This is a genomic window from Lederbergia citrea (genome assembly GCF_018343525.1).
In the GTDB taxonomy this organism is placed as follows: Bacteria; Bacillota; Bacilli; order Bacillales; family Bacillaceae_C; genus Lederbergia; species Lederbergia citrea.
Map to the genome: position 1 here is coordinate 112,903 of NZ_JAGYPH010000001.1, position 20,473 is coordinate 133,375.

Genomic DNA, 20,473 nt, shown 5'->3' on the forward strand with positions numbered 1-20,473 from the left:
AAATGAGGGGGAAACAATAATGAAACGAGAAAATTTATTGGCACCTGAAACATATAACATCATTCAAGAAGTGGAACGATTTGCTGCTGATCCACAAAAAGTTGCGATCAAGTGGGAAAACGAACAAGGGGAAACAAAACAAATTACATATAAAAAATTAATTGAACAGGCGAACAAAATCGGAAATGTATTTGTTGAAGCTGGACTAAAAAAAGGTGATACGATTCTTATCATGATTCCGAGACTTATAGAAGCGTATCAAGTGTATACTGCTGCTTTGAAATTGGGATTGATTGTCATTCCAAGTTCTGAAATGTTAAAGCCTCATGACTTACAATACAGGATCGAACATGGAGATGTAAAAGCAGTCGTAACCTACCATCCATTTACAGATCAGCTCGATCAGGTTGAAAATGCGGATGGTTTGAAAAAGTTTACTGTTGGAGAGGCGGTTGAGGGCTGGAATCATCTAGATAAACAGATGGAAACGGCATCGGATCAATTTTCTGTGGCGGAAACAGTAAGCAGTGATACTGCTTTTTTATCATATACATCTGGAACGACAGGAAATCCGAAAGGCGTCGTTCATACACATGGATGGGGATTTGCCCATTTAAGAACTGCCGGTCCGAACTGGCTTTGTATTGCTGAAGAAGATATTGTGTGGGCAACCGCCGGTCCGGGTTGGCAAAAATGGATATGGAGTCCCTTTCTATCCGTCCTTGGAACAGGAGCCACTGGCTTTGTATACAACGGAAAATTTGATCCGCAAAAGTATTTAACGCTTCTCGATAAATATAAAGTGAACGTGTTATGCTGTACACCGACTGAATATCGTATCATGGCCAAAGCAGATAATCTGACTGATTTTAGCCTCGAACATCTCCACAGTGCAGTATCAGCAGGTGAACCGTTGAACAGGGAAGTGATTGATACCTTTCGGAAGTATTTCAACATTGATGTGCGTGATGGCTATGGCCAGACTGAAAATACCCTGCTTGTAGGGATTACAAAGGGAATGGAATTAAAGCCGGGATCCATGGGGAAACCTACGCCGGGAAATCAAGTGGAAATTATTGATGAAATGGGTATGCCTTGTCCAATCGGAGAAGTGGGAGATATTGCAGTTCATGTGGAAACACCAGCTCTTTTTCAAAAATATTATAAAGATCCGGAACGAACTGCGATGCAGTTTAGGGGAGATTATTATATTACGGGAGATAAAGCGAAAAAGGACGAGGACGGCTATTTCTGGTTTGAAGGGCGCGGTGATGATATTATTATCAGTTCAGGTTATACGATTGGACCGTTTGAAGTGGAGGATGCACTGGTTAAACACCCTTACGTTCAGGAATGCGCTGTTGTGGCAAGCCCAGATGAAGTAAGAGGAAGTATCGTAAAGGCCTTTGTCGTATTAAAAGAAGGAGTTAATGAAAATGAGTCGACGCTTGTGTCTATTTTGCAGAATCATGTAAAAGACATGACGGCTCCTTACAAATATCCTCGTCAAATCGAATTTATTTCTGAACTTCCAAAGACAACTTCGGGAAAAATTCGGCGTGTGGAATTAAGGAAGCTTGAGAATCAAAGACTATAAAAGGCAAGATAAAAGGATAAAATGGTCTTGAAATGGTAGGGGATTGCAATTTAAGCAGTCCTCTTTTAAATTAGCCTGATTGTCCTTTCCATATATTCCGAATTGACAGAACGGTAGAAGATTCATAAGATTGATATACAAAATTCGCGTTTATTTGGAAGCGAATACAAAGAAATCGTCCTATTTACCGAGGTGGCACCATGAAAATTACAAAAAATTTCCAACTCATTCAAACGAGCATCCGACTAAAGCTTTTTCTCCTATTTAATGTCGTAGCTCTAATCCCCCTTATTTTATTTGGTTTTATTTCTTATGGGAAATCCACCAAACTAGTTAATTCTCAGTTCGGAGAGTATGGTGAAATATCAGTATCACAGCTTCAAAAACAAATCGAATCTACTTTAAATCATATGCATTATATTTCTAGTAATATTCAACTATATTTATCCGACCCAACGCTCATCGTTCTTGAAAAGAAAAAAGCAGCTACGTATTCAGAGTTTATTGCAAAGAAAAACTTTCTGCGATTTTTGGAAGCGCATAAAGCTGCGGAAACAAAGGGTATTTTTTTGATCACTAAGGATGGACATTATTATTCCAATACTTATCTTGATTATCAGAAACTTCAGAGGGAACCCTTCTGGAAAAATTATATGGAGATAGATAAAACAAAGGAATATTGGACGGGCTTATATACGCCAAATCATTACTATAAAGATAATCAAGACAAGGTAATAGGGCTTTTGATGCCAACAAGTTTGACGTATGGACTGCTAGATGGAAGCTGGATCTTAATTGAAACAAATGCCACAGACTTATTTAAATCTATTCAAAACCTTGAAATAAACCTACATTCTTTTATCACAATTAGGGACGAACATCAAAATATCGTATACAGAACAAGTGGAGAATACAAAGAAGCTGCAAGTGATATCGTCTGGTCTAAAGGAATGCAGTCAAACAACTGGAGTGTCGAAGTAAGGATTCCAGAAAAAGAATTTTACAAATCATCTGACGTGATTCTCTATGTTACGTTAATTGGTATAGTTGTTTTATTATTTATTATTTTTCTGTTGGCTTATCCGATTTCAAATAAATTCACTTTAAATATCCGGAATTTGGATAAGGCAATCAAAAAAGTGAGTAGCGGAGACTTCAATACACAAATTCAGATCACCTCTCGGGACGAGGTAGGTAATCTAGCGACAAACTTTAATAAAATGGTGTTAACGATTCGCGAGTTAATTCAAAAAATATATGAAAAAGAACAATTAAAGAAGGAAGCGGAACTATTGGCGGTTCATTATCAAATCAATCCGCATCTTTTATTCAATACGTTAAATTCCGTGCAATGGAAGGCTAAATTACACGGTGCTGATGATGTTTCCCAAATGATTTACCATCTTGTGCAAATTTTACAAGAAAACTTAAACTTTTCTAATGAACTCGTTCCATTGAAAGATGAATTGATAATTATTGATCATTATTTAAAAGTTCAGGAGATTCGCTTTGGTGAGCATTTTTCATATAACAAAGAAATTCCTGAAGGGTTAGATGATTGCTTGATTCCGAGAATGTCGTTACAGCCATTATTTGAAAATATTTTTTTTCATGCTTTTGATGACGGAAGTGGAAAAATTTGTTTGGAAGTTATGGAAAGCAACAGAAACATGATTCTCAAAATTACCGATGATGGTCGTGGGATTCCCGAATCCAAAATTTCGACTTTGATAAAGCCACCTATAAAACGAAAAGGCAGAGGTGGAATTGGTATGTATAATGTCGACCAAAAATTCAAACTGCATTTTGGGGATGAATACGGTATCACAGTTGAATCCAAGGAAGGAGAAGGTACCTTGATCCAAATAAACTGGCCAAAGCGGGTAGAAGGTGAGGAAAATGATGAATCCGATCAAAGTGTTGATAGCTGACGACGAAACAATCGTAAGGACAGGATTAAAAGCAACGATTAACTGGAAAAAGTACAATATGGAAGTGATTGCGGATGTACCAAATGGAGAAAAAGGCTGGCACGAGTTTCTAACTCACTCCCCGGATGTCATTATTACCGATATTGTCATGCCAGTGGTAGGGGGGATTGAGTTCGCCAATCGAATTAAGGAACATTCTCCGGCAACAAAAATTTTACTTCTCAGCTGTCATCAAGATTTTGAATATGCCCAGGAAGGAATGCGGCTCGGAGCATCAGGCTATCTTGTCAAGACTTCCTTTAATGAAGAGGAACTTGCTGGGTTTTTACGTAATTTTCAAGAAGAAATTATGGAGGAAAGAGGAAAACTGGCCGGGGAATTTCAAATCTCGACCGATCATTGGCCAGCTCCAATGAAGGCAGCTGTAAAATATATTATTGAGCATTTGTCTACTCCCATTCTCGTATCTGAAGTAGCGGAAATTGTCGGTTTGAGCAGAAGTCATTTTAGCACGTTATTTAAAAAAACAGCCGGTGAAAGTTTTCATGCCTTCATTGATAGGATGAAAATGGATCGAGCGATGGAATTATTGGAATTAACCCAAGCTCCCATACAGGATGTTGCCGAACAAATCGGGATGATGGATAGTAAATACTTTAGTAAATGGTTTAAAAAAACAACAGGATTCACTCCGACGGAATATCGGTTGAAACAAAAAGACACCAATATGCAAACAAAATGACACTTTGGTGTTTTATCTAACAAAATTACCCTAAAAATAGAACAAGAGTAAGTTTTAAACCGCTTTCATTAACGATAAGATGAAAGCGGTTATTCTTTTTGTCAGAATACTACTAATATAAAATTAAAAGGGGGAACCATCGTGAAACGAGTTTTTCAAATAGCTGCTTTGTTAACGATGATTTGTATGCTATTCCTGTCCGGTTGTAGCTCAAATTCGTCTTCGAATGGAGGTCCATCATCAACAGAAAAAGGGAAAGCATCAGGGGGTAAAGCTGAAAACACACTTCGTTTTGCAACTTGGGATTCAGGTGAAGCGTTAAAAATTCAAGAAGATATTGCGAAGAAATTCGAAGAACAAAATCCTGGTGTAAAAGTACAGGTCGAAGCGTATGGCGATGGTTTTGATCAAAAACTTGCTGCATCATTTGGCGCTAAGAATCCACCCGATGTGATGTATATGTGGAATTTCCCGGCATACTATCAATCACTTGAACCACTAGATTCCTTTGTAATGAAAGATTCTGATATCAATATGGATGATTTTTACCAAGGTTTGTTCAACTATTCTAGTGTTGATGGAGAATTATACGGCATGCCTGCTGGTTTTACGACGATGGTGATGTACTACAATAAAAAATTATTTGATGAAGCGAATATTCCATATCCTCAAGATGGATGGACATGGAATGATTTCAAGGAAATAGCCGCTAAGTTATCAGATCCGTCTAAGAAACAATATGCTTTGGGCCTTGAGCCAGAGCCGGACACATACGATATTCAAGGACTTGTATGGAGTAATGGCGGAAGCTTTATCAGTGAGGATGGCAGCAAAGTGGAAGGATATATGAATAGTCCTGAGACGATTGAAGCCCTTCAAACGCTCCAAGATATGCTCGATAATAAGACTGCCGTTTTAGTTGGCGGTAAAAACCAGCAGAGCGGTTCAGATATTTTTAAAGCAGGAAAAATTGCCATGTATGAAAGTGGAATCTGGCCGTTGGAAGGCTTTAAGGAAGCAAAAGTTGATGTCGGTACCGTTACTGTTCCAGCCTTTGCCGGAAAAGATGTAAAAGGCTTGGTAGCTTCTTCGGCAGTATCGATTGCAAAGGATTCAAAGAATAAAGAATTGGCATGGGAATTTGTGAAATTTTATTCTTCTGCTGAAGCAATCAAGATGAGAACAAGTGACCTACCTGTTCGTATCAGCGTTGTAAAAGAAATGAAAATGGAAGAGGATGAGCTCATTAAACCATTCTATACAATGCTCGAACGCTCTACAAATACACCGGCATTCTTGTTGAATAGCAATTGGAACGAAATAAACCGGAGCTTATCTGAAGCAGTAAATGCGAGCAGACTTGGTCAAGATACGAAACAGTTATTGAATGATGCAGCCAAGGAAGCAGAAAAGCATTTGAAATGATAATCAATACGGATATAAAGGGGTGTCAAGGTTGATCCAACAATCAGAATTAACAACACAGGTACAGACAAACACGAAACGCAAAATAAACTGGGGGGACCTTGTCCCCTATCTTTTTATCGCCCCTTGGATTATCGGATTTTTAGCCTTTACGTTAGGTCCGCTTCTATTTTCCCTCGTCATCAGTTTTTTTGATTGGCCGATTGTCGGGGAAATAACCTTTATAGGAATACAAAATTATAAAACGATGTTTACAGATGATCCGCTCTTTTGGAAATCACTTGGGGTAACAATCAAATTTGCTGCGTTATTTGTTCCATTCAATTTAATCATTGCTTTATTCCTAGCTATTCTACTGAAACAGCAAGTTAAAGGATATTCGTTTTTTCGGACATTTTTCTATCTCCCTAGCGTAATCTCTGGAGTGGCTCTCGCCATGATTTGGGCATGGGTTTATAACGGAGAATACGGCATTTTGAATTATATGTTATCACTCGTAGGAATAGACGGTCCCGACTGGCTGAACAATCCGAAATCGGCGCTTGTAGCGATGGTCATAGCAAGCTTATGGGGTCAAGGAACATTGATGCTAATCTTTTTGGCTGGATTAAAAAATATACCGCAAACTTTTTATGAAGCTGCTTCGATTGATGGAGCGGGAAAAATTTATCAGTTTTTCAAAATCACATTGCCGCTACTAACGCCAACAATTTTATTTAACTTGATCACAACCATTATTGCAGCTTTTCAACAATTGACGCTCGCTTTAGTTCTGACAGGCGGCGGACCCATTAAATCTACTTACTTTTATGCCATGTACGTGTATGAAAATGCGTTTAAGTATTTTAAGATGGGCTATTCCTCGGCGAATGCCTGGTTTATGTTTCTGATCATTCTCGGATTGACGATGCTCGTCTTTAAATCATCATCAGCATGGGTTTATTACGAAAGTGAAGTTAAATCAAAATAAACGGACAAGGAGGGATGGAAGTGAAAAGAAATCTTTATATGCAAAAAACGCTTGTTTATTCATTGCTAATCTTCTTTTCAATCTTATTTTTACTTCCTTTCTTTTGGATGATCACTACGGCTTTGAAGACACCGGAAGAACTTTATTTATTTCCTCCAAAGTGGATTCCGTCCGTGTTTCAATTCAGCAATTTTAAGGATGCTTGGACAAGTCAACCATTTAATACATTTTTAGTAAACACCTTGCTTGTTACTTTCCTATCAACACTTGGACAGCTCATTTCGTCTTCGATGATTGCATATGGATTTGCTCGGTTTACATTTAAAGGCCGTGATTTGCTGTTCATGATTGTACTCTCGACGATGATGATTCCATGGGAAGTAACGATGATTCCGCTTTATATGGAGTTTAATTATCTTGGTTGGATTAATACACTTAAACCGCTAATTGTACCATCGTGGTTTGGGGCGCCCTTCTTTATTTTTCTAATGCGCCAGTTCATCATGACGATTCCGAAAGAATTGGATGAAGCGGCACGAATTGACGGGGCAAATGCCTTCCAAATTTACTATCAAATTTGTTTGCCGTTAATGAAGCAAGTGTTGATACTCGTTGGTGTATTTAATATTTTAAACTGCTGGAATGACTATCTTGGACCACTCGTATTCCTAAACGACCAAAGCAAGTACACACTAACACTTGGACTTGCTCAATTCCGTGGGATGTTCGGGGTAGACATGGAAGGAATCATGGCGGTCACTCTCTTAATCAGTATTCTACCGCTCGCCATTTTCTTTATTGCCCAGCGCTATATCGTCGATGACATTTCTAACACTGGGATTAAGTGATTTGCTGGAGGGACGCAACATGAATTTTAATATTAAAACAGTACCGTTCAGTACTCATGGATCTTTTCTCGTCATCTCACATATTTCCGTTCCGGGATATGGAGAGGGACTATATATCCGCAACATCCGTGGTGGAGATGAAGACTTAGGTCCTGTTTTTAAAATCGATGTAATTGACGAACATAAAGACATCGTTCCATATGAAGTACTGGCAGAGCCGGCATTGCTCTCGTTACTAACAAAGGACGAAGGTAAAATCAGATTCTGTTTTTCTTCACCTGAAACCATTCGGATACAATCCTGCAAGTACGGCGTTAGATTGACTGCCGTAACTGGCTCGTATGATTATAGTGTGAAAAATTCCGACGGAACTTGGGAGATTAATAGTTTTGCACAAGAAATCCGTTTCAACCTTGCTCAACATAAAGGAGAGATGCATGTCGATGCACCATTTAAAGAACTTCGCTCGACACATATGATTATCGATCTTATACCTAATGAGAGGAATGGACTGGATGCCGCACTGACAGAATACAAGACGGTCCTTCCAAAGCAGCCTGATTATCAAGATTTCGAGTCAGTTGTTGAAAAAGCTAGATCAGATTTTCGAGCGTGGGTGGACAAAATGCTTCCCGCTCCAAAGTGGTTGAAGCCGGGCCATGATTTAGCTACTTATATTACGTGGTCTTGTGTCGTTAAATCTGAAGGGCTTCTGACAAGAAAAGCAATGTATATGTCCAAGAACTGGATGACGAATATTTGGAGCTGGGATAATTGTTTCAATGCCATGGCGCTTGCTAAACATCAGCCTGAACTTGCCTGGGACCAGTTCATGATCTTTTTTGATCACCAGGATGAATCGGGTGTTCTGCCGGACTTTATTAATAACCGCTATGCACTTTGGAACTGTTGTAAGCCGCCGATACACGGCTGGACGCTGAAATGCATGATGGAACGGACAGATTACATTGGGAAAGAGCAATTACAGGAAGTCTATGAACCTTTATGCAAGTGGACGGACTGGTGGATGAATTACCGTGATGACGATGGTGATGGAATTCCGCAATACAATCACGGAAATGATAGTGGTTGGGATAACAGTACAATTTTTCATAGCGGAACTCCGATTGAAAGTCCGGATCTTAGTGCATTTCTTATTTTACAAATGGAGGTTCTCTCTGAGATTGGACGAAAACTAGGCAGAGATGAAGAAGCATTCATTTGGCAAGAAAGGTCAGAATTCCTATTGAAACGTATGGTGGAACATTTCTGGAAAGACGGGAAGTTTGTTGCCCTTAAATCAGGTGAACATACCCATACACCGTCTGAAAGTCTCGTCTTGTTCATTCCACTTATTCTCGGACATCGCCTTGGAGAGGAAATTACTGCCTACCTAATCAGTGGATTAAAAAACTTTTTTACAGACCATGGTTTTGCCACGGAACGTCTCTCAAGCCCTTATTATCGTGAAGATGGATATTGGCGCGGTCCGATTTGGGCACCGACAACTTTTATCTTGATAGAAGCTTTGAAATCAGTCCAACAACTGGAGTTTGCAAGTGAAGCCGCAAAAAGATTTTGCCGGATGGCAAACGAGAACGGCATGGCAGAGAACTTTAACGCAAAAACAGGAGAGGGACTTCGTGACCGTGCCTTCACTTGGACATCTAGTGTTTTCCTGCTTTTAGCAAATGAATATTTACGATCAAAAGATTACATATCGTAGGAGGTATTTTATATGAATCAATTAGATTATTTTAATTTGAAAGATAAGGTTTCTGTTGTAACTGGCGCCGCTTCTGGCATAGGATTTGCAACAGCCGAACTACTTGCAGAAGTCGGTTCTCATGTCGTTCTACTAGATATTGATGAGCAGAAAGGAAGTAAAGCTGCTTCAGAATTGCGGGATAAAGGCTATAAAGCCGATTTTTATAAATGTAATGTCACTTCTGCAAAAGATTGTGAAGAGACCGCGGAATACGTAAAAAATACGTTCGGCAGAGTAGATGTATTGTTTAATAATGCCGGCGTTATCCGCCGAAAAACAGTCGTAGATTTGGATGAAAAGGACTGGGATCTTGTGATCGATGTGTCATTGAAAGGAGTCTTTCTTCTTTCTAAATACATGATTCCGATTATGGAAACAAACGGTGGCGGCAGCATTATCAACACCGGATCGGGCTGGGGAGTTAAAGGCGGCGACCAAGCAGCTGCTTATTGCGCAGCAAAGGCGGGAGTCGTCAATCTAACAAACGCAATGGCAATCGACCATGGGCCGCAAAACATTCGGGTTAATTGTATTTGTCCTGGGGATACAGATACGCCTTTGCTTAGATTAGAAGCAAAACAGTTAAATCTGGAGGAAGGTGCATTTTTATCTGATTCTGCAAAGGACCGTCCGCTTTCGAGATTAGGTACTCCGAGAGATATTGCGAAAGGCGTACTTTTCCTTGCTAGTGACTTATCTGGATGGGTTACAGGAACAAAGCTTGTAGTCGATGGAGGCGGACTGGCTTAATTTTACAAAAAAGAAGGAGGTCACTACGATGACAAATAAAGTACATCCATATATACCGAATATGGTTCCCAAAATCCAAGATGAAATGTTAAAAGAAATCGGCGTAGATTCTGTCATGGATTTGTTTGAAGGAATTCCTGAAGAATTACATTTTAAAGGTGAGATGAACATACCGGAAGCGTTAAATGAGTCTGAACTTCGTCGCCATATTGAAGGATTGTTAAACAAGAACGTAAGCGCAAATGAATTTCTGAATTTTTTAGGTGCAGGCTGCTGGCAGCATTTCATTCCAGCTGTGTGCGATGAAATCAATCAGCGTTCCGAATTTTTAACTGCTTATGCTGGTGAGCCGTACGATGATCACGGTCGCTATCAAACTTTATTTGAGTATCAAAGTTTAGTAGCCGAACTCGTTGATATGGATGTTGTCAATGTGCCAACGTTCGACTGGGGACAAGCGGCTGCTACAGCGCTCCGTATGGCTTCCCGCATTACGAAGAAAACGAAAATACTTATGCCAAAAACAGTTGCTCCTGAGCGCGCTAAAATCATCACTAATTACGGTTCACCACATTTGGATATAGAATACATCGATTTTGATGAAAAAACAGGTTTGCTAGTATTAGAGGATTTGAAAAATAAAATCTCAGAGGAAACAGCTGCTATTTATTTTGAAAATCCCTCTTATTTAGGCTTTATCGAATCACAAGGCGAAGAAATTTCCGAGATTGCTAAAGCGAGTGGGGCCTTGGTTGTTGTCGGAGTGGACCCAATTTCACTTGGCGTTCTTGCACCACCTAGTCATTACGGAGCTGATATTATTTGCGGTGATTTGCAGCCACTTGGCATGCACATGAACTATAGCGGAGGTCAGGCCGGCTTTATTGCAACACATGACGACGAAACGTTTGTACAGGAATATCCATCCCGCTTGTTCGGCATTATCCCAACGGTTAAAGAAGGGGAGTACGGATTCGGAGATGTGTTCTATGATCGGACATCATTTGCCCTTCGTGAAAAAGGAAAAGAATCAGTTGGAACCCAGACTGCTCTCTGGGGCATCACAGCGGGAGTATATTTATCACTTGTTGGACCAGAAGGCATGCACGAACTTGGTCAAACCATTATGCAAAACACACAATATGCAATCCAACAGATCAGCAGCATTCCTGGAGTGAAAGGGTCAAGATTTAATTCCCCAGTATTTAAAGAATTTGTTGTCGACTTTAACGAAACCGGCTTGACAGTTAAGCAAGTGAATAAAAAACTACTAGAACAACAAATATTCGGCGGAAAAGACCTATCAGAGGAATACCCGGAATTAGGCCAAACAGCACTATTTTGCGTAACCGAAATCCACACAAAAGAAGACATCGACCGTCTCGTCCAAGCAATCGGTGACGCAATCAAAGGATAAAAGAATTCGACAAAAGTCGGGTAGTGCCTGTCACTTGTCGAATTATTAAGGGAGGAATGTATGATGATGAAGAGGATTCAAAGGACAGAAAAGGTTCGGGATTTTCATCAGGCAAAGTGGAATGAACCGATCATTTTCGAATTGCATCAGCCTGGTGAGCGAGGGGTTGAAGTTCCGAAAGCCAGTAAAGAGATTGAATCTGCTGTGGGAGATGGACTTTCACTGATTCCGGCATCGATGACAAGAAAAGAAAAGCCAAGCCTTCCGGAAATTGGTCAGGCAAAGGTTTTGCGCCATTACCTAAGATTATCTCAGGAAACCTTAGGTTCCGATTTGAATGTGGAAATTGGCCAAGGAACATGTACGATGAAATACATTCCGAAAATTAACGAAATGCTCATCCGCACACCGAAAATTATGGGTCTCCACCCATTACAAGATGAAAGCACGGTCCAGGGTATGCTCGAAATTATTTATAACTTGGATGGTTGCATGAGGGAAATTTCAGGAATGGATTATTTTTCCTTCCAACCAGGGAGTGGTACTCAAGCATTATTCGCAATGGCTTCGATTGTCCGGAAATATCATGAATCACGTGGCGAAGGGGAGCAGCGCGACGAAATCATTACAACGATTTTCTCGCATCCTTCTCAAGCGGCAACAGCTGCAGTGAAAGGATATAAAATCATCACGCTTCATCCAGACGAAGACGGTTTTCCTGATATTGAAAAATTAAAAGAAGTTGTCTCAGAACGTACAGCAGGCTTTGTTGTAGCCAATCCGGAAGATACAGGTATTTATAACCCAAAAATTAAAGAATTTACAAAGATTGTTCATGAAGCAGGCGGTATCTGTTATTACGACCAAGCGAATGCTAATGGCCTCTTAGGAATTACAAGAGCGAAAGAAGCAGGTTTTGATATGTGTTTCTTCAATCTTCATAAGACCTTCGCAGCACCTCATATGTGTGGTGGACCGGCATCAGGGGCACTTGGCGTAACTGCCGAATTAAAAGAGTTTTTACCAGCGCCGATCGTGGATGTTAAAGATGGGAAGTATTTCCTAAACTATGATTTGAAGCATTCGATTGGAAAAGTCCGTTCTTTCCACGGAGTAGCGCAGACGATGATCAGATCTTACGCCTGGATTAGAGCACTTGGTCCAGATGGACTAAAAGAAGTGGCTAAAAACGCTGTATTAAACAATAACTATCTGTATCATAAAATCTTGAAAATTCGCGGAGCAAGTGCACCTTATGTGAGCGGACAGCGTTTAGAACAAGTGCGCTATAGCTGGGAACAGATGACGAATGAAACGGGTGTGACAACAGAAGATGTTCAGCGTAGAATGACGGATTTCGGCCTCCACTACTGGACGAGCCATCATCCGTATATCGTTAAGCAACCTTTCACACTTGAACCGACAGAGTCTTATTCAAAAGCAGATCTTGATGAGTATATTAACGCACTTGAACATATCTCGGATGAAGCCTACAGCAATCCGGATGTAGTCAAAAATGCTCCCCATAGCAGTTCCATCCATCAGTTAGTTGAAAAGGATTACCTCGACAATCCTGATAAATGGTGTATCACGTGGAGAGCGTATCAAAAGAAAACAAAAATAGGGCAAGAAGTATAACTAAAAGCCTGGCATCTCACTCATGGGGAGGGCCAGGCAAAATTTCAATCCAATCCACCGAGAGAAGGAGCTTTAATAATGAAAAAGTTTTCAATACTACTCCTTATATTGACATTACTACTCGCTGCCTGTTCAGGAAAGTCAGCAAACAAAGAAGAAGCTATCCAGACAGATGATCCTGATAACATGTCCGGTACCATTACAGTGTGGGGTTGGGACGTTGCTGCTGAAACGATGAAGCTTGCTGTCGATGGGTTCCAAAAGGAATATCCGAAGGTAAAGGTTGAAGTGGAAGATTTCAACAGCGATGATTTATACGAAAAGCTTACAGTTGGATTAGCAGCAAGAGGTGCTGGGCTGCCAGATGTTGTGCTGATGGAAGAAGAAAGAATTCCGGGCTATTTGAATCAATTCCCTGAAGGATTTGTTAATTTGAGCAAGTCCGGATATGACGAACATGATGATCTATTCAGTGACTTTAAAAAGAAGGCTGTCAAAAATAGCGATGGTGATTTTATTGCAGCACCTTGGGATATTGGGCCAGCTGCGGTATTTTATAGAACGGACCTTTTCAAGGAAGCAGGGGTAGACCCCAATGCAATTAACACATGGAACGACTATATAGAGGCGGGCAAGAAGATTAAAGCTGCCACAGGAGCGAAAATGCTTCCGATCGATATTGCCAACTATGATGGCGTTTTCCACATGATGCTTCAGCAGCAGGGAACATCGTATTTTGATGAAAGCGGTAATATTAATCTAAATTCCGAAGAAGCGATCCGCGCTATGAGCACGATTAAAGAGCTATACGATCAGGACCTTGTTGCCAATAATGACGGATGGAATGGAATAGTAACCGCTACGATTAATGGAAGTGTGGCAACCGTTCCATACGGAATCTGGTATACAGGGACAATCATGGATCAGGCTCCTGATCAATCGGGTAAATGGGGTATTTTCTACTTGCCAGAATTTAAAGAAGGTGGCACAAGGTTTGCCAACGTAGGCGGATCGTCCCTCGTGATTCCGGCTTCAAGCAAGAATAAAAGTGCAGCTTACGCATTTGTTGAATATTTTACAACAAATAAAGAAGCACAGCTGGCAGGCTTTGAAAAATATGGCTTGTTCCCATCTTTGAAAGTAACGTATGAAGAGCCAGTATTTAATGAGCAATCAGAGTATTTTAACAATGAACCTATCTTCAAAATGATTGCAGATACAGTAGAAGAGGTACCGGCAATCACTGTAAATGAACACTTTGCCCGCGCAAGTAAAATAATGAGCGATGCACAATCAGCCATTTTATTTGAAGGAAAACCTGTGAAAGAAACGCTTGAAAAGGCTGGAAAGCAGCTCGATAACGAAATCAACAACTAAAAAGTAAAAATGAACGGAATGATGAGGGCAGATGTGACTGCCCTCAATATTACCCGTAAAGAGGTGACAAACGGATGCCCCATACAGAAAAGATTGCAGTCGATCAAGTAATGCCGTCTTCAACTAAAAAAACTCGTGCGCAGTGGATTACTCCTAAACGTGCACCTTATATATTTATTGCACCTGCAGTGCTGCTCTTAATTGTTTTTACTATATATCCGGTCCTTCAATCTTTTATTTTAAGTTTTCAACAAGTAAAAGGAATCACGAAAACGTTTGTCGGTCTATCAAACTATACGAGGCTGCTTCACGATCCGATATTTTATAAGTCATTATTAAATACATTTCAAATTTTGATCGTTCAAGTTCCGGTGATGTTATTTTTTGCCTTGCTGATCGCAGTGGGACTTCATTCATCTCTTGTCAAAGCTAAATCATTTTTTCGCATTGCTTATTTCATGCCTGCAATTACAGCACTCGTAGCAGCATCAATTGTTTTTATGATTTTGCTTGATGAAAACTTTGGACTTGTCAATTATCTTCTTAATCTATTGGGCATTGAATCTATCCGTTGGCTGTCTAGTCCGTTCTGGGCGAAAGTGTCGATTATCGCATTGATGACATGGAGATGGACAGGCTACAATATGGTTATTTTCTTGGCTGGCTTGCAAAACATCCCGAAAGAATTATATGAGGCAGCAAGCATGGATGGTGCGACAAGGGTAAAACAATTTTTCCTGATTACCATTCCACAGCTCAAACCAGTATTTATTTTCACTGTCGTCATGTCAACGATTGGAACATTGCAGTTGTTTGATGAGCCATTCATCTTAACAGGCGGGGGGCCGAATAATGCAACGATGACAATTACCCTATATTTATATCAAACGGGATTTAAGTATTTTGATTTCGGTTATGCTTCAGCCATTGCTTATGCACTTGTTGTAATCATAGCAGTGATCTCGTGGATTCAGATGAAGTTGGTGGGTGATTTTGAAGAATGAACAATATACGAACTAGCACATCAAAAGTACTCATGTACTCCTTTCTCGTTTTTGGCGTCGTCATTTCGATTCTTCCGTTTTATTGGATGATGGTGGGCTCCACCCATCCATCGGGCAAAATATTGAGTGTACCGCCGACATTTTTCTTCGGTGATTATTTACCAGCGAATATGACTTCTTTAATGGACTCTCTTGGGATGGTTCGAATCATGGGTAATTCCTTGTTGATCGCAGTCATTTACACACTTGCTAGTACGCTCATTTGTTCTATGGCGGGTTACGCTTTCGCGAAATATCGCTTTAAAGGAAAAAATTTAATTTTCTTCGTCATCCTTTGCTCTTTGATGATTCCGTATCAAGTAACACTTATTCCATTGTTTGAATTGATGGTGAATCTTGATTGGCTGAATACATATCATGCCGTTATTTTGCCAACACTTGCTTCTCCGTTTGCGATTTATTTAATGAGGCAGAATTTGAAATCAATCCCAGACTCGCTAATTGAGGCAGCTCGTGTCGACGGAATGGGGGAGCTTGGTATCTTCTTTAAAATTATTTTGCCGACGATGCGACCGGCTTTGGCGGCTGTCTCGATTTTCTTATTTATGTCACAGTGGAACAGTCTTATTTGGCCATTGATTACATTGAATTCAAAAGCTATGTATACGCTTCCGGTTGCGTTGTCTAGTTTAATCGGACTTGCTCGGATTGACTACGGACAGCTGCTGCTTGGAACAACTCTATCTACCATACCGATTATGATTTTCTTTTTGCTCGTTCAAAAACAATTTATTTCCGGCATTTTAGGCGGTTCAGTAAAAGAATAAACATATTTTGAGGTGAAAGTAATGACTAAACTTACAAGATTAACAGATTTGGAAAATGTAAACGTACTACAACGAAACAGACTAGAACCAAGAACAAATTTTGTTTCTTATTCTAATAAAGAGAAGGCACTAACATTTGAAAGAGAGCATACAGAAGCTTATCAACTTCTAAATGGAACGTGGAAATTTTTCTATGCCACACATCCATTAAGTGTTCCGGAAAAATTTCACGAGAATGATTTTGATTCAGCAGAGTGGGACGACCTTCAGGTGCCAAGTCTTTGGCAGCTGAAAGGCTACGGTAAACCGCATTACACGGATTTATATTATCCATTTCCAGTTGAGCCGCCGCTCGTACCGAAAGACAATCCAACTGGCTGTTACCGCCGGACGTTTACTATTCCAAAAAATTGGGATGGGCGCCGTATCCATCTTTGTTTTGATGGTGTCGACAGTGCTTTCCACATTTGGGTCAATGGCAAGGAAGTCGGTTATAGTGAAGGAAGCAGACTAACAGCTGAATTTGATATTACAGACCATGTCGCTAGAGGAGAAAATACGGTTGCAGTTCAAGTATATCAATGGAGTAAAGGCACGTATTTAGAAGATCAGGACATGTGGTATTTGAGTGGAATATTCCGAGATGTGTACCTCGTTTCTCAGCCGGGTCTTCACTTGTATGACTTTACTGTAAAAACTGAATTGGATGAAGCATATGACCATGCAGAACTAAAAATAACAGCTAATGTGAAAAATGAATCCGAACAACTTGAAAAGGCAATCGTGGGATATCAACTTCTTGATGTTAATGGAGCATTAATTGTTGATGGCACAAGTGAGGAGCTAGAGCTTGCTGCAAATACTGAAGGCAATATCTCGGTTCAGCATCATATTTCATCTCCCCAAAAATGGTCTGCCGAAGATCCAGCTTTATATACTTTGCTGCTTCAGTTGAAAAACAGCTCAGGCGAGCTTTTAGAAGTAATTCCATATCGTGTTGGATTCCGTAAAATTGAAATCAAAGACGGTAACCTACTAGTCAACGGTACTGTCATTATGTTTAAAGGGGTAAACCGTCACGATCATGACCCTGATAACGGAAGAACCGTCACGTATGAAACAATGAAACAAGATTTGACGATGATGAAGCAATTCAATATTAACGCAGTTCGAACGGCCCATTATCCAAACGCACCACGTTTTTATGATTTATGTGACGAAATCGGCTTATACGTCATCAATGAAGCGGATCTTGAGTGCCACGGTTTTGAATTAATCGGAAATACGGATTTGACGAGTGATGATCCAGCATGGCAAGAAGCCTATGTTGAGCGGGCAGATCGCATGGTCCAACGAGATAAAAACCATCCGAGCATCGTCATGTGGTCACTGGGAAATGAATCCGGCTTTGGCTGCAACTTCAAGGCTATGTACAATCGTATTAAAGAAATTGATGAAACATTTATCGTTCACTATGAGGGAGACCAAAAAACAATTGCTGCCGATGTTTTCAGTACGATGTACTCATCTGTCGAGAAAATTATTGGTTTTGCCAATGAAGAAGATCAATTGAAACCTCATATCCTTTGTGAATTCGGTCACGCAATGGGAAATGGTCCTGGTGGATTAAAGGAATATTGGGAAGCCTTTTATGAGCATAAACGTTTACAGGGCGGATTTATTTGGGAGTGGATCGATCATGGTCTCCGCCAATTTACCGAAAACGGTGAAGAATATTATGCTTACGGCGGTAATTTTGGCGATACACCAAATAACGGAAACTTTTGTATCGACGGGATGATTAGACCAGATCGAACTCCTTCACCAACATTGTATCAGTATAAAAAATTAATCGAGCCAGTGAAAGTGGAAGCTGTCGATTTGGAAAAAGGCGAGTTTATCATTGAAAACCGCTACAATTTCCTTTCTCTCGATCATTTAAATTTGACATGGGAAGTAATGGCAGATGGACTAGCTGTTGCCGCGGGGAAATATGAGCTTCCGGAAATCATAGCTTTTGAAAAGAAAACTATAACTATTGAACATGGATTTACAAATCCAAAGCCTCAAACAGATTATTACTTGAATTTGACGTTTACATTAAAGGAGAACACATTATGGGCGGAAGCAGGACATGAGATTGCTTGGGCACAGTTTTTGCTGCCGTTATCTGCTGCAGGAATTTCATCTGAGCATATCGGTCTTCCACTAAAAGCGGAAGAAACCTATCTCTCTTATATTGTGAAAGGGGCAAATTTTCAAATTGAATTCGACAAGCGATCAGGATCAATTTCATCTTGGCATCACGATTGCAACGAAGTCATGATTGAAGGACCGAAAATGAATTTCTGGCGTGCACCGATCGATAATGATATGTATGTATTGGAAGATTGGAAAAAGGCCTATTTACACTTACTTCAACATGATGTCCGCAACATGCATTGCGAACACGTCGATGAAACGACTGTACAAGTAACTATAGATGTAAGAGTTGCACCGCCTGTATTTGATTGGGGTGTCCATGGTAGCTATGAATATACTATTTTAGGTAATGGCGAGGTTCGTCTTCGTGTACAAGGTAAGCCATATGGAAAAGTTCCTGCAACATGGCCAAAAGTTGGTCTTGAAATGAAGCTTCCACTAGAAATGGATGAAGTAGAGTGGTACGGACGCGGACCATGGGAAAGCTACTCTGACAGTAAGGATGCTTGCAAATATGGTGTATATAGTAAGACTGTTGACGAGCTGTTTTTCCCATATGTATTTCCACAGGAAAACGGAAATCGGACGGATGTAAATTGGGTGTCCGCAAATCATGATAACTATGGTATAATTGCCGTTGGAAAGCAACAATTAAATTTTAGTGCACATCACTATACTAAAGAAGACTTGGAAGAAGCGAAGCATTTGTATGAATTGAAAAAACGCGACTTCATTTCATTCAATATCGATTATCGTCAGAACGGACTCGGTAGTGCGAGCTGTGGTCCGGCACAGTTGCCCGCATACGAATTAAAACCAGAACCGTTTGATTATGAACTGAGCTTCTTACCTTTTAAACGATCATCTACAACAGCGATCGAGTTAAGTAAGAAAATAAAACACTCATTCGATGCTGACAAAGAATTAACAGCTATTAAGTAAGCAATCTTTTAACAAAGCCCCTTCAAAAACAACATTCCTTGAAGGTGGCTTTGTTTTGTGGGTTACTTGTCATTTTATTTAGAAATAGAGGTAATAAATCATGAAGCAAAGTGAACAGATAGGGATATTTTACACAGTATTCGCCTACATTGTTTGGGGGTTACTGCCAATATACTGGAAGTTCCTCGGCCATGTTTCAGCGGACGAAATTTTAGCAAACCGGATTTTCTGGTCGTTTTGGTTCATGTTGCTTGTACTTTTGTTTGGGAAGAAGTGGAATATGTTCTTCGTGAGTTTAAAGATGTTGAAACAACAGCCTAAAACTTTTCTTGCGCTGGCAACAGCATCCGTACTTGTCAGCTGTAACTGGTTTATTTATATATGGGCAGTAAATGCTGAGAAAATGGTGGAAGCATCTCTCGGTTACTATATTAATCCCTTAATTAGCGTACTGCTTGGTGTGATTGTTTTAAAAGAAAAAATGTCGATTGCACAGATCATTTCTTTCTTTCTGGCACTGACTGGCGTGTTAATTTTGACAATCGCCTATGGGCAGTTTCCGTGGGTTGCTTTTGGAGTCGCCATTACATTTGGTATTTATGGATTAGTAAAAAAAATGGTGAAAGTCGATTCCGGCATTGGTTTGACATTAGAAACGATGTTTTTAATGCCGCTCGCATTTATATATATCCTCTTCCAATTTCTGAACGGACAAACCGCTTTATTTTCAACGTCCCTCAGTACAGATCTATTATTAATGGGCTCCGGAGCAGCTACCGCTATTCCGCTTCTGTATTTTGCTAAGGGCGTCATTAGAATCCCTCTTTATTTAGCAGGGTTCATCCAATATATTGCTCCGACATTGATGTTAATTTTAGGGGTCATTATCTACAAGGAACCGTTTGAGGCCACGCAAATTATTGCATTTTCCTTTATTTGGGGGGCACTCATCTTGTTTACATTCTCAGCCGTAAAGGTATCGAATTATAATAGGAAACAACGCAAAAAAATTAGGACTGCCAGTTGAGCAGTCCT

At 40.1% G+C, this 20,473-nt stretch carries 15 protein-coding genes; all 15 read left to right on the forward strand.

From position 1 onward, the window contains the following. The first annotated feature begins 19 nt into the window (after positions 1 to 19). The 15 genes from mbcS (at position 20) to rarD (ending at position 20,465) form a co-directional block, all read left to right on the forward strand. A complete protein-coding gene (mbcS, locus tag KHA88_RS00610; RefSeq protein ID WP_213097678.1) occupies positions 20 to 1,597 on the forward strand; it encodes an acyl-CoA synthetase MbcS in 1,578 nt (525 codons plus the stop codon). 200 nt (positions 1,598 to 1,797) lie between these two features. Then, positions 1,798 to 3,528, forward strand: a complete 1,731-nt coding sequence (locus KHA88_RS00615) for a sensor histidine kinase (RefSeq protein ID WP_213097677.1) — start codon at positions 1,798 to 1,800, stop codon at positions 3,526 to 3,528. Beyond that, entirely contained in the window at positions 3,500 to 4,270 is a 771-nt protein-coding gene (locus tag KHA88_RS00620) for a response regulator transcription factor (RefSeq protein ID WP_213097676.1), read from the forward strand. Before KHA88_RS00615 ends, KHA88_RS00620 begins: the two co-directional genes overlap by 29 nt. A gap of 177 nt (positions 4,271 to 4,447) precedes the next feature. Next, positions 4,448 to 5,695 carry an ABC transporter substrate-binding protein gene (locus KHA88_RS00625; RefSeq protein WP_213097902.1) on the forward strand — a complete coding sequence of 416 codons (1,248 nt, stop codon included), beginning with the start codon at positions 4,448 to 4,450 and terminating at the stop codon, positions 5,693 to 5,695. A gap of 85 nt (positions 5,696 to 5,780) precedes the next feature. Then, positions 5,781 to 6,665, forward strand: coding sequence for a carbohydrate ABC transporter permease (locus tag KHA88_RS00630; RefSeq protein ID WP_430413627.1), 885 nt, complete (start codon positions 5,781 to 5,783; stop codon positions 6,663 to 6,665). A gap of 38 nt (positions 6,666 to 6,703) precedes the next feature. Next, positions 6,704 to 7,513: a carbohydrate ABC transporter permease gene (locus KHA88_RS00635; protein ID WP_430413628.1), complete on the forward strand. Its 810-nt coding sequence runs from the start codon at positions 6,704 to 6,706 to the stop codon at positions 7,511 to 7,513. A 19-nt stretch (positions 7,514 to 7,532) separates the two neighbouring features. After that, complete coding sequence (locus KHA88_RS00640) at positions 7,533 to 9,239, forward strand: amylo-alpha-1,6-glucosidase (protein WP_213121272.1); 1,707 nt, start codon at positions 7,533 to 7,535, stop codon at positions 9,237 to 9,239. A gap of 12 nt (positions 9,240 to 9,251) precedes the next feature. Beyond that, entirely contained in the window at positions 9,252 to 10,031 is a 780-nt protein-coding gene (locus KHA88_RS00645) for an SDR family NAD(P)-dependent oxidoreductase (protein ID WP_213121273.1), read from the forward strand. 28 nt (positions 10,032 to 10,059) lie between these two features. Further along, complete coding sequence (gene gcvPA / locus KHA88_RS00650) at positions 10,060 to 11,448, forward strand: aminomethyl-transferring glycine dehydrogenase subunit GcvPA (RefSeq protein ID WP_213121274.1); 1,389 nt, start codon at positions 10,060 to 10,062, stop codon at positions 11,446 to 11,448. Between the two features lie 66 nt (positions 11,449 to 11,514). Beyond that, a complete protein-coding gene (gcvPB, locus tag KHA88_RS00655; RefSeq protein ID WP_213121717.1) occupies positions 11,515 to 13,086 on the forward strand; it encodes an aminomethyl-transferring glycine dehydrogenase subunit GcvPB in 1,572 nt (523 codons plus the stop codon). Between the two features lie 78 nt (positions 13,087 to 13,164). Next, entirely contained in the window at positions 13,165 to 14,463 is a 1,299-nt protein-coding gene (locus KHA88_RS00660) for an ABC transporter substrate-binding protein (protein WP_213097671.1), read from the forward strand. Between the two features lie 110 nt (positions 14,464 to 14,573). Continuing rightward, positions 14,574 to 15,467, forward strand: a complete 894-nt coding sequence (locus tag KHA88_RS00665) for a carbohydrate ABC transporter permease (protein ID WP_213107410.1) — start codon at positions 14,574 to 14,576, stop codon at positions 15,465 to 15,467. Then, a complete protein-coding gene (locus KHA88_RS00670; RefSeq protein ID WP_213097670.1) occupies positions 15,464 to 16,294 on the forward strand; it encodes a carbohydrate ABC transporter permease in 831 nt (276 codons plus the stop codon). Before KHA88_RS00665 ends, KHA88_RS00670 begins: the two co-directional genes overlap by 4 nt. Before the next feature lie 21 nt (positions 16,295 to 16,315). Beyond that, positions 16,316 to 19,438 carry a beta-galactosidase subunit alpha gene (ebgA, locus tag KHA88_RS00675; RefSeq protein ID WP_213121275.1) on the forward strand — a complete coding sequence of 1,041 codons (3,123 nt, stop codon included), beginning with the start codon at positions 16,316 to 16,318 and terminating at the stop codon, positions 19,436 to 19,438. Between the two features lie 100 nt (positions 19,439 to 19,538). Further along, the gene (gene rarD, locus KHA88_RS00680) at positions 19,539 to 20,465 is read left to right on the forward strand and encodes an EamA family transporter RarD (protein ID WP_213106705.1); all 927 of its coding nucleotides are present in this window, start codon (positions 19,539 to 19,541) and stop codon (positions 20,463 to 20,465) included. Positions 20,466 to 20,473 lie beyond the last annotated feature (8 nt).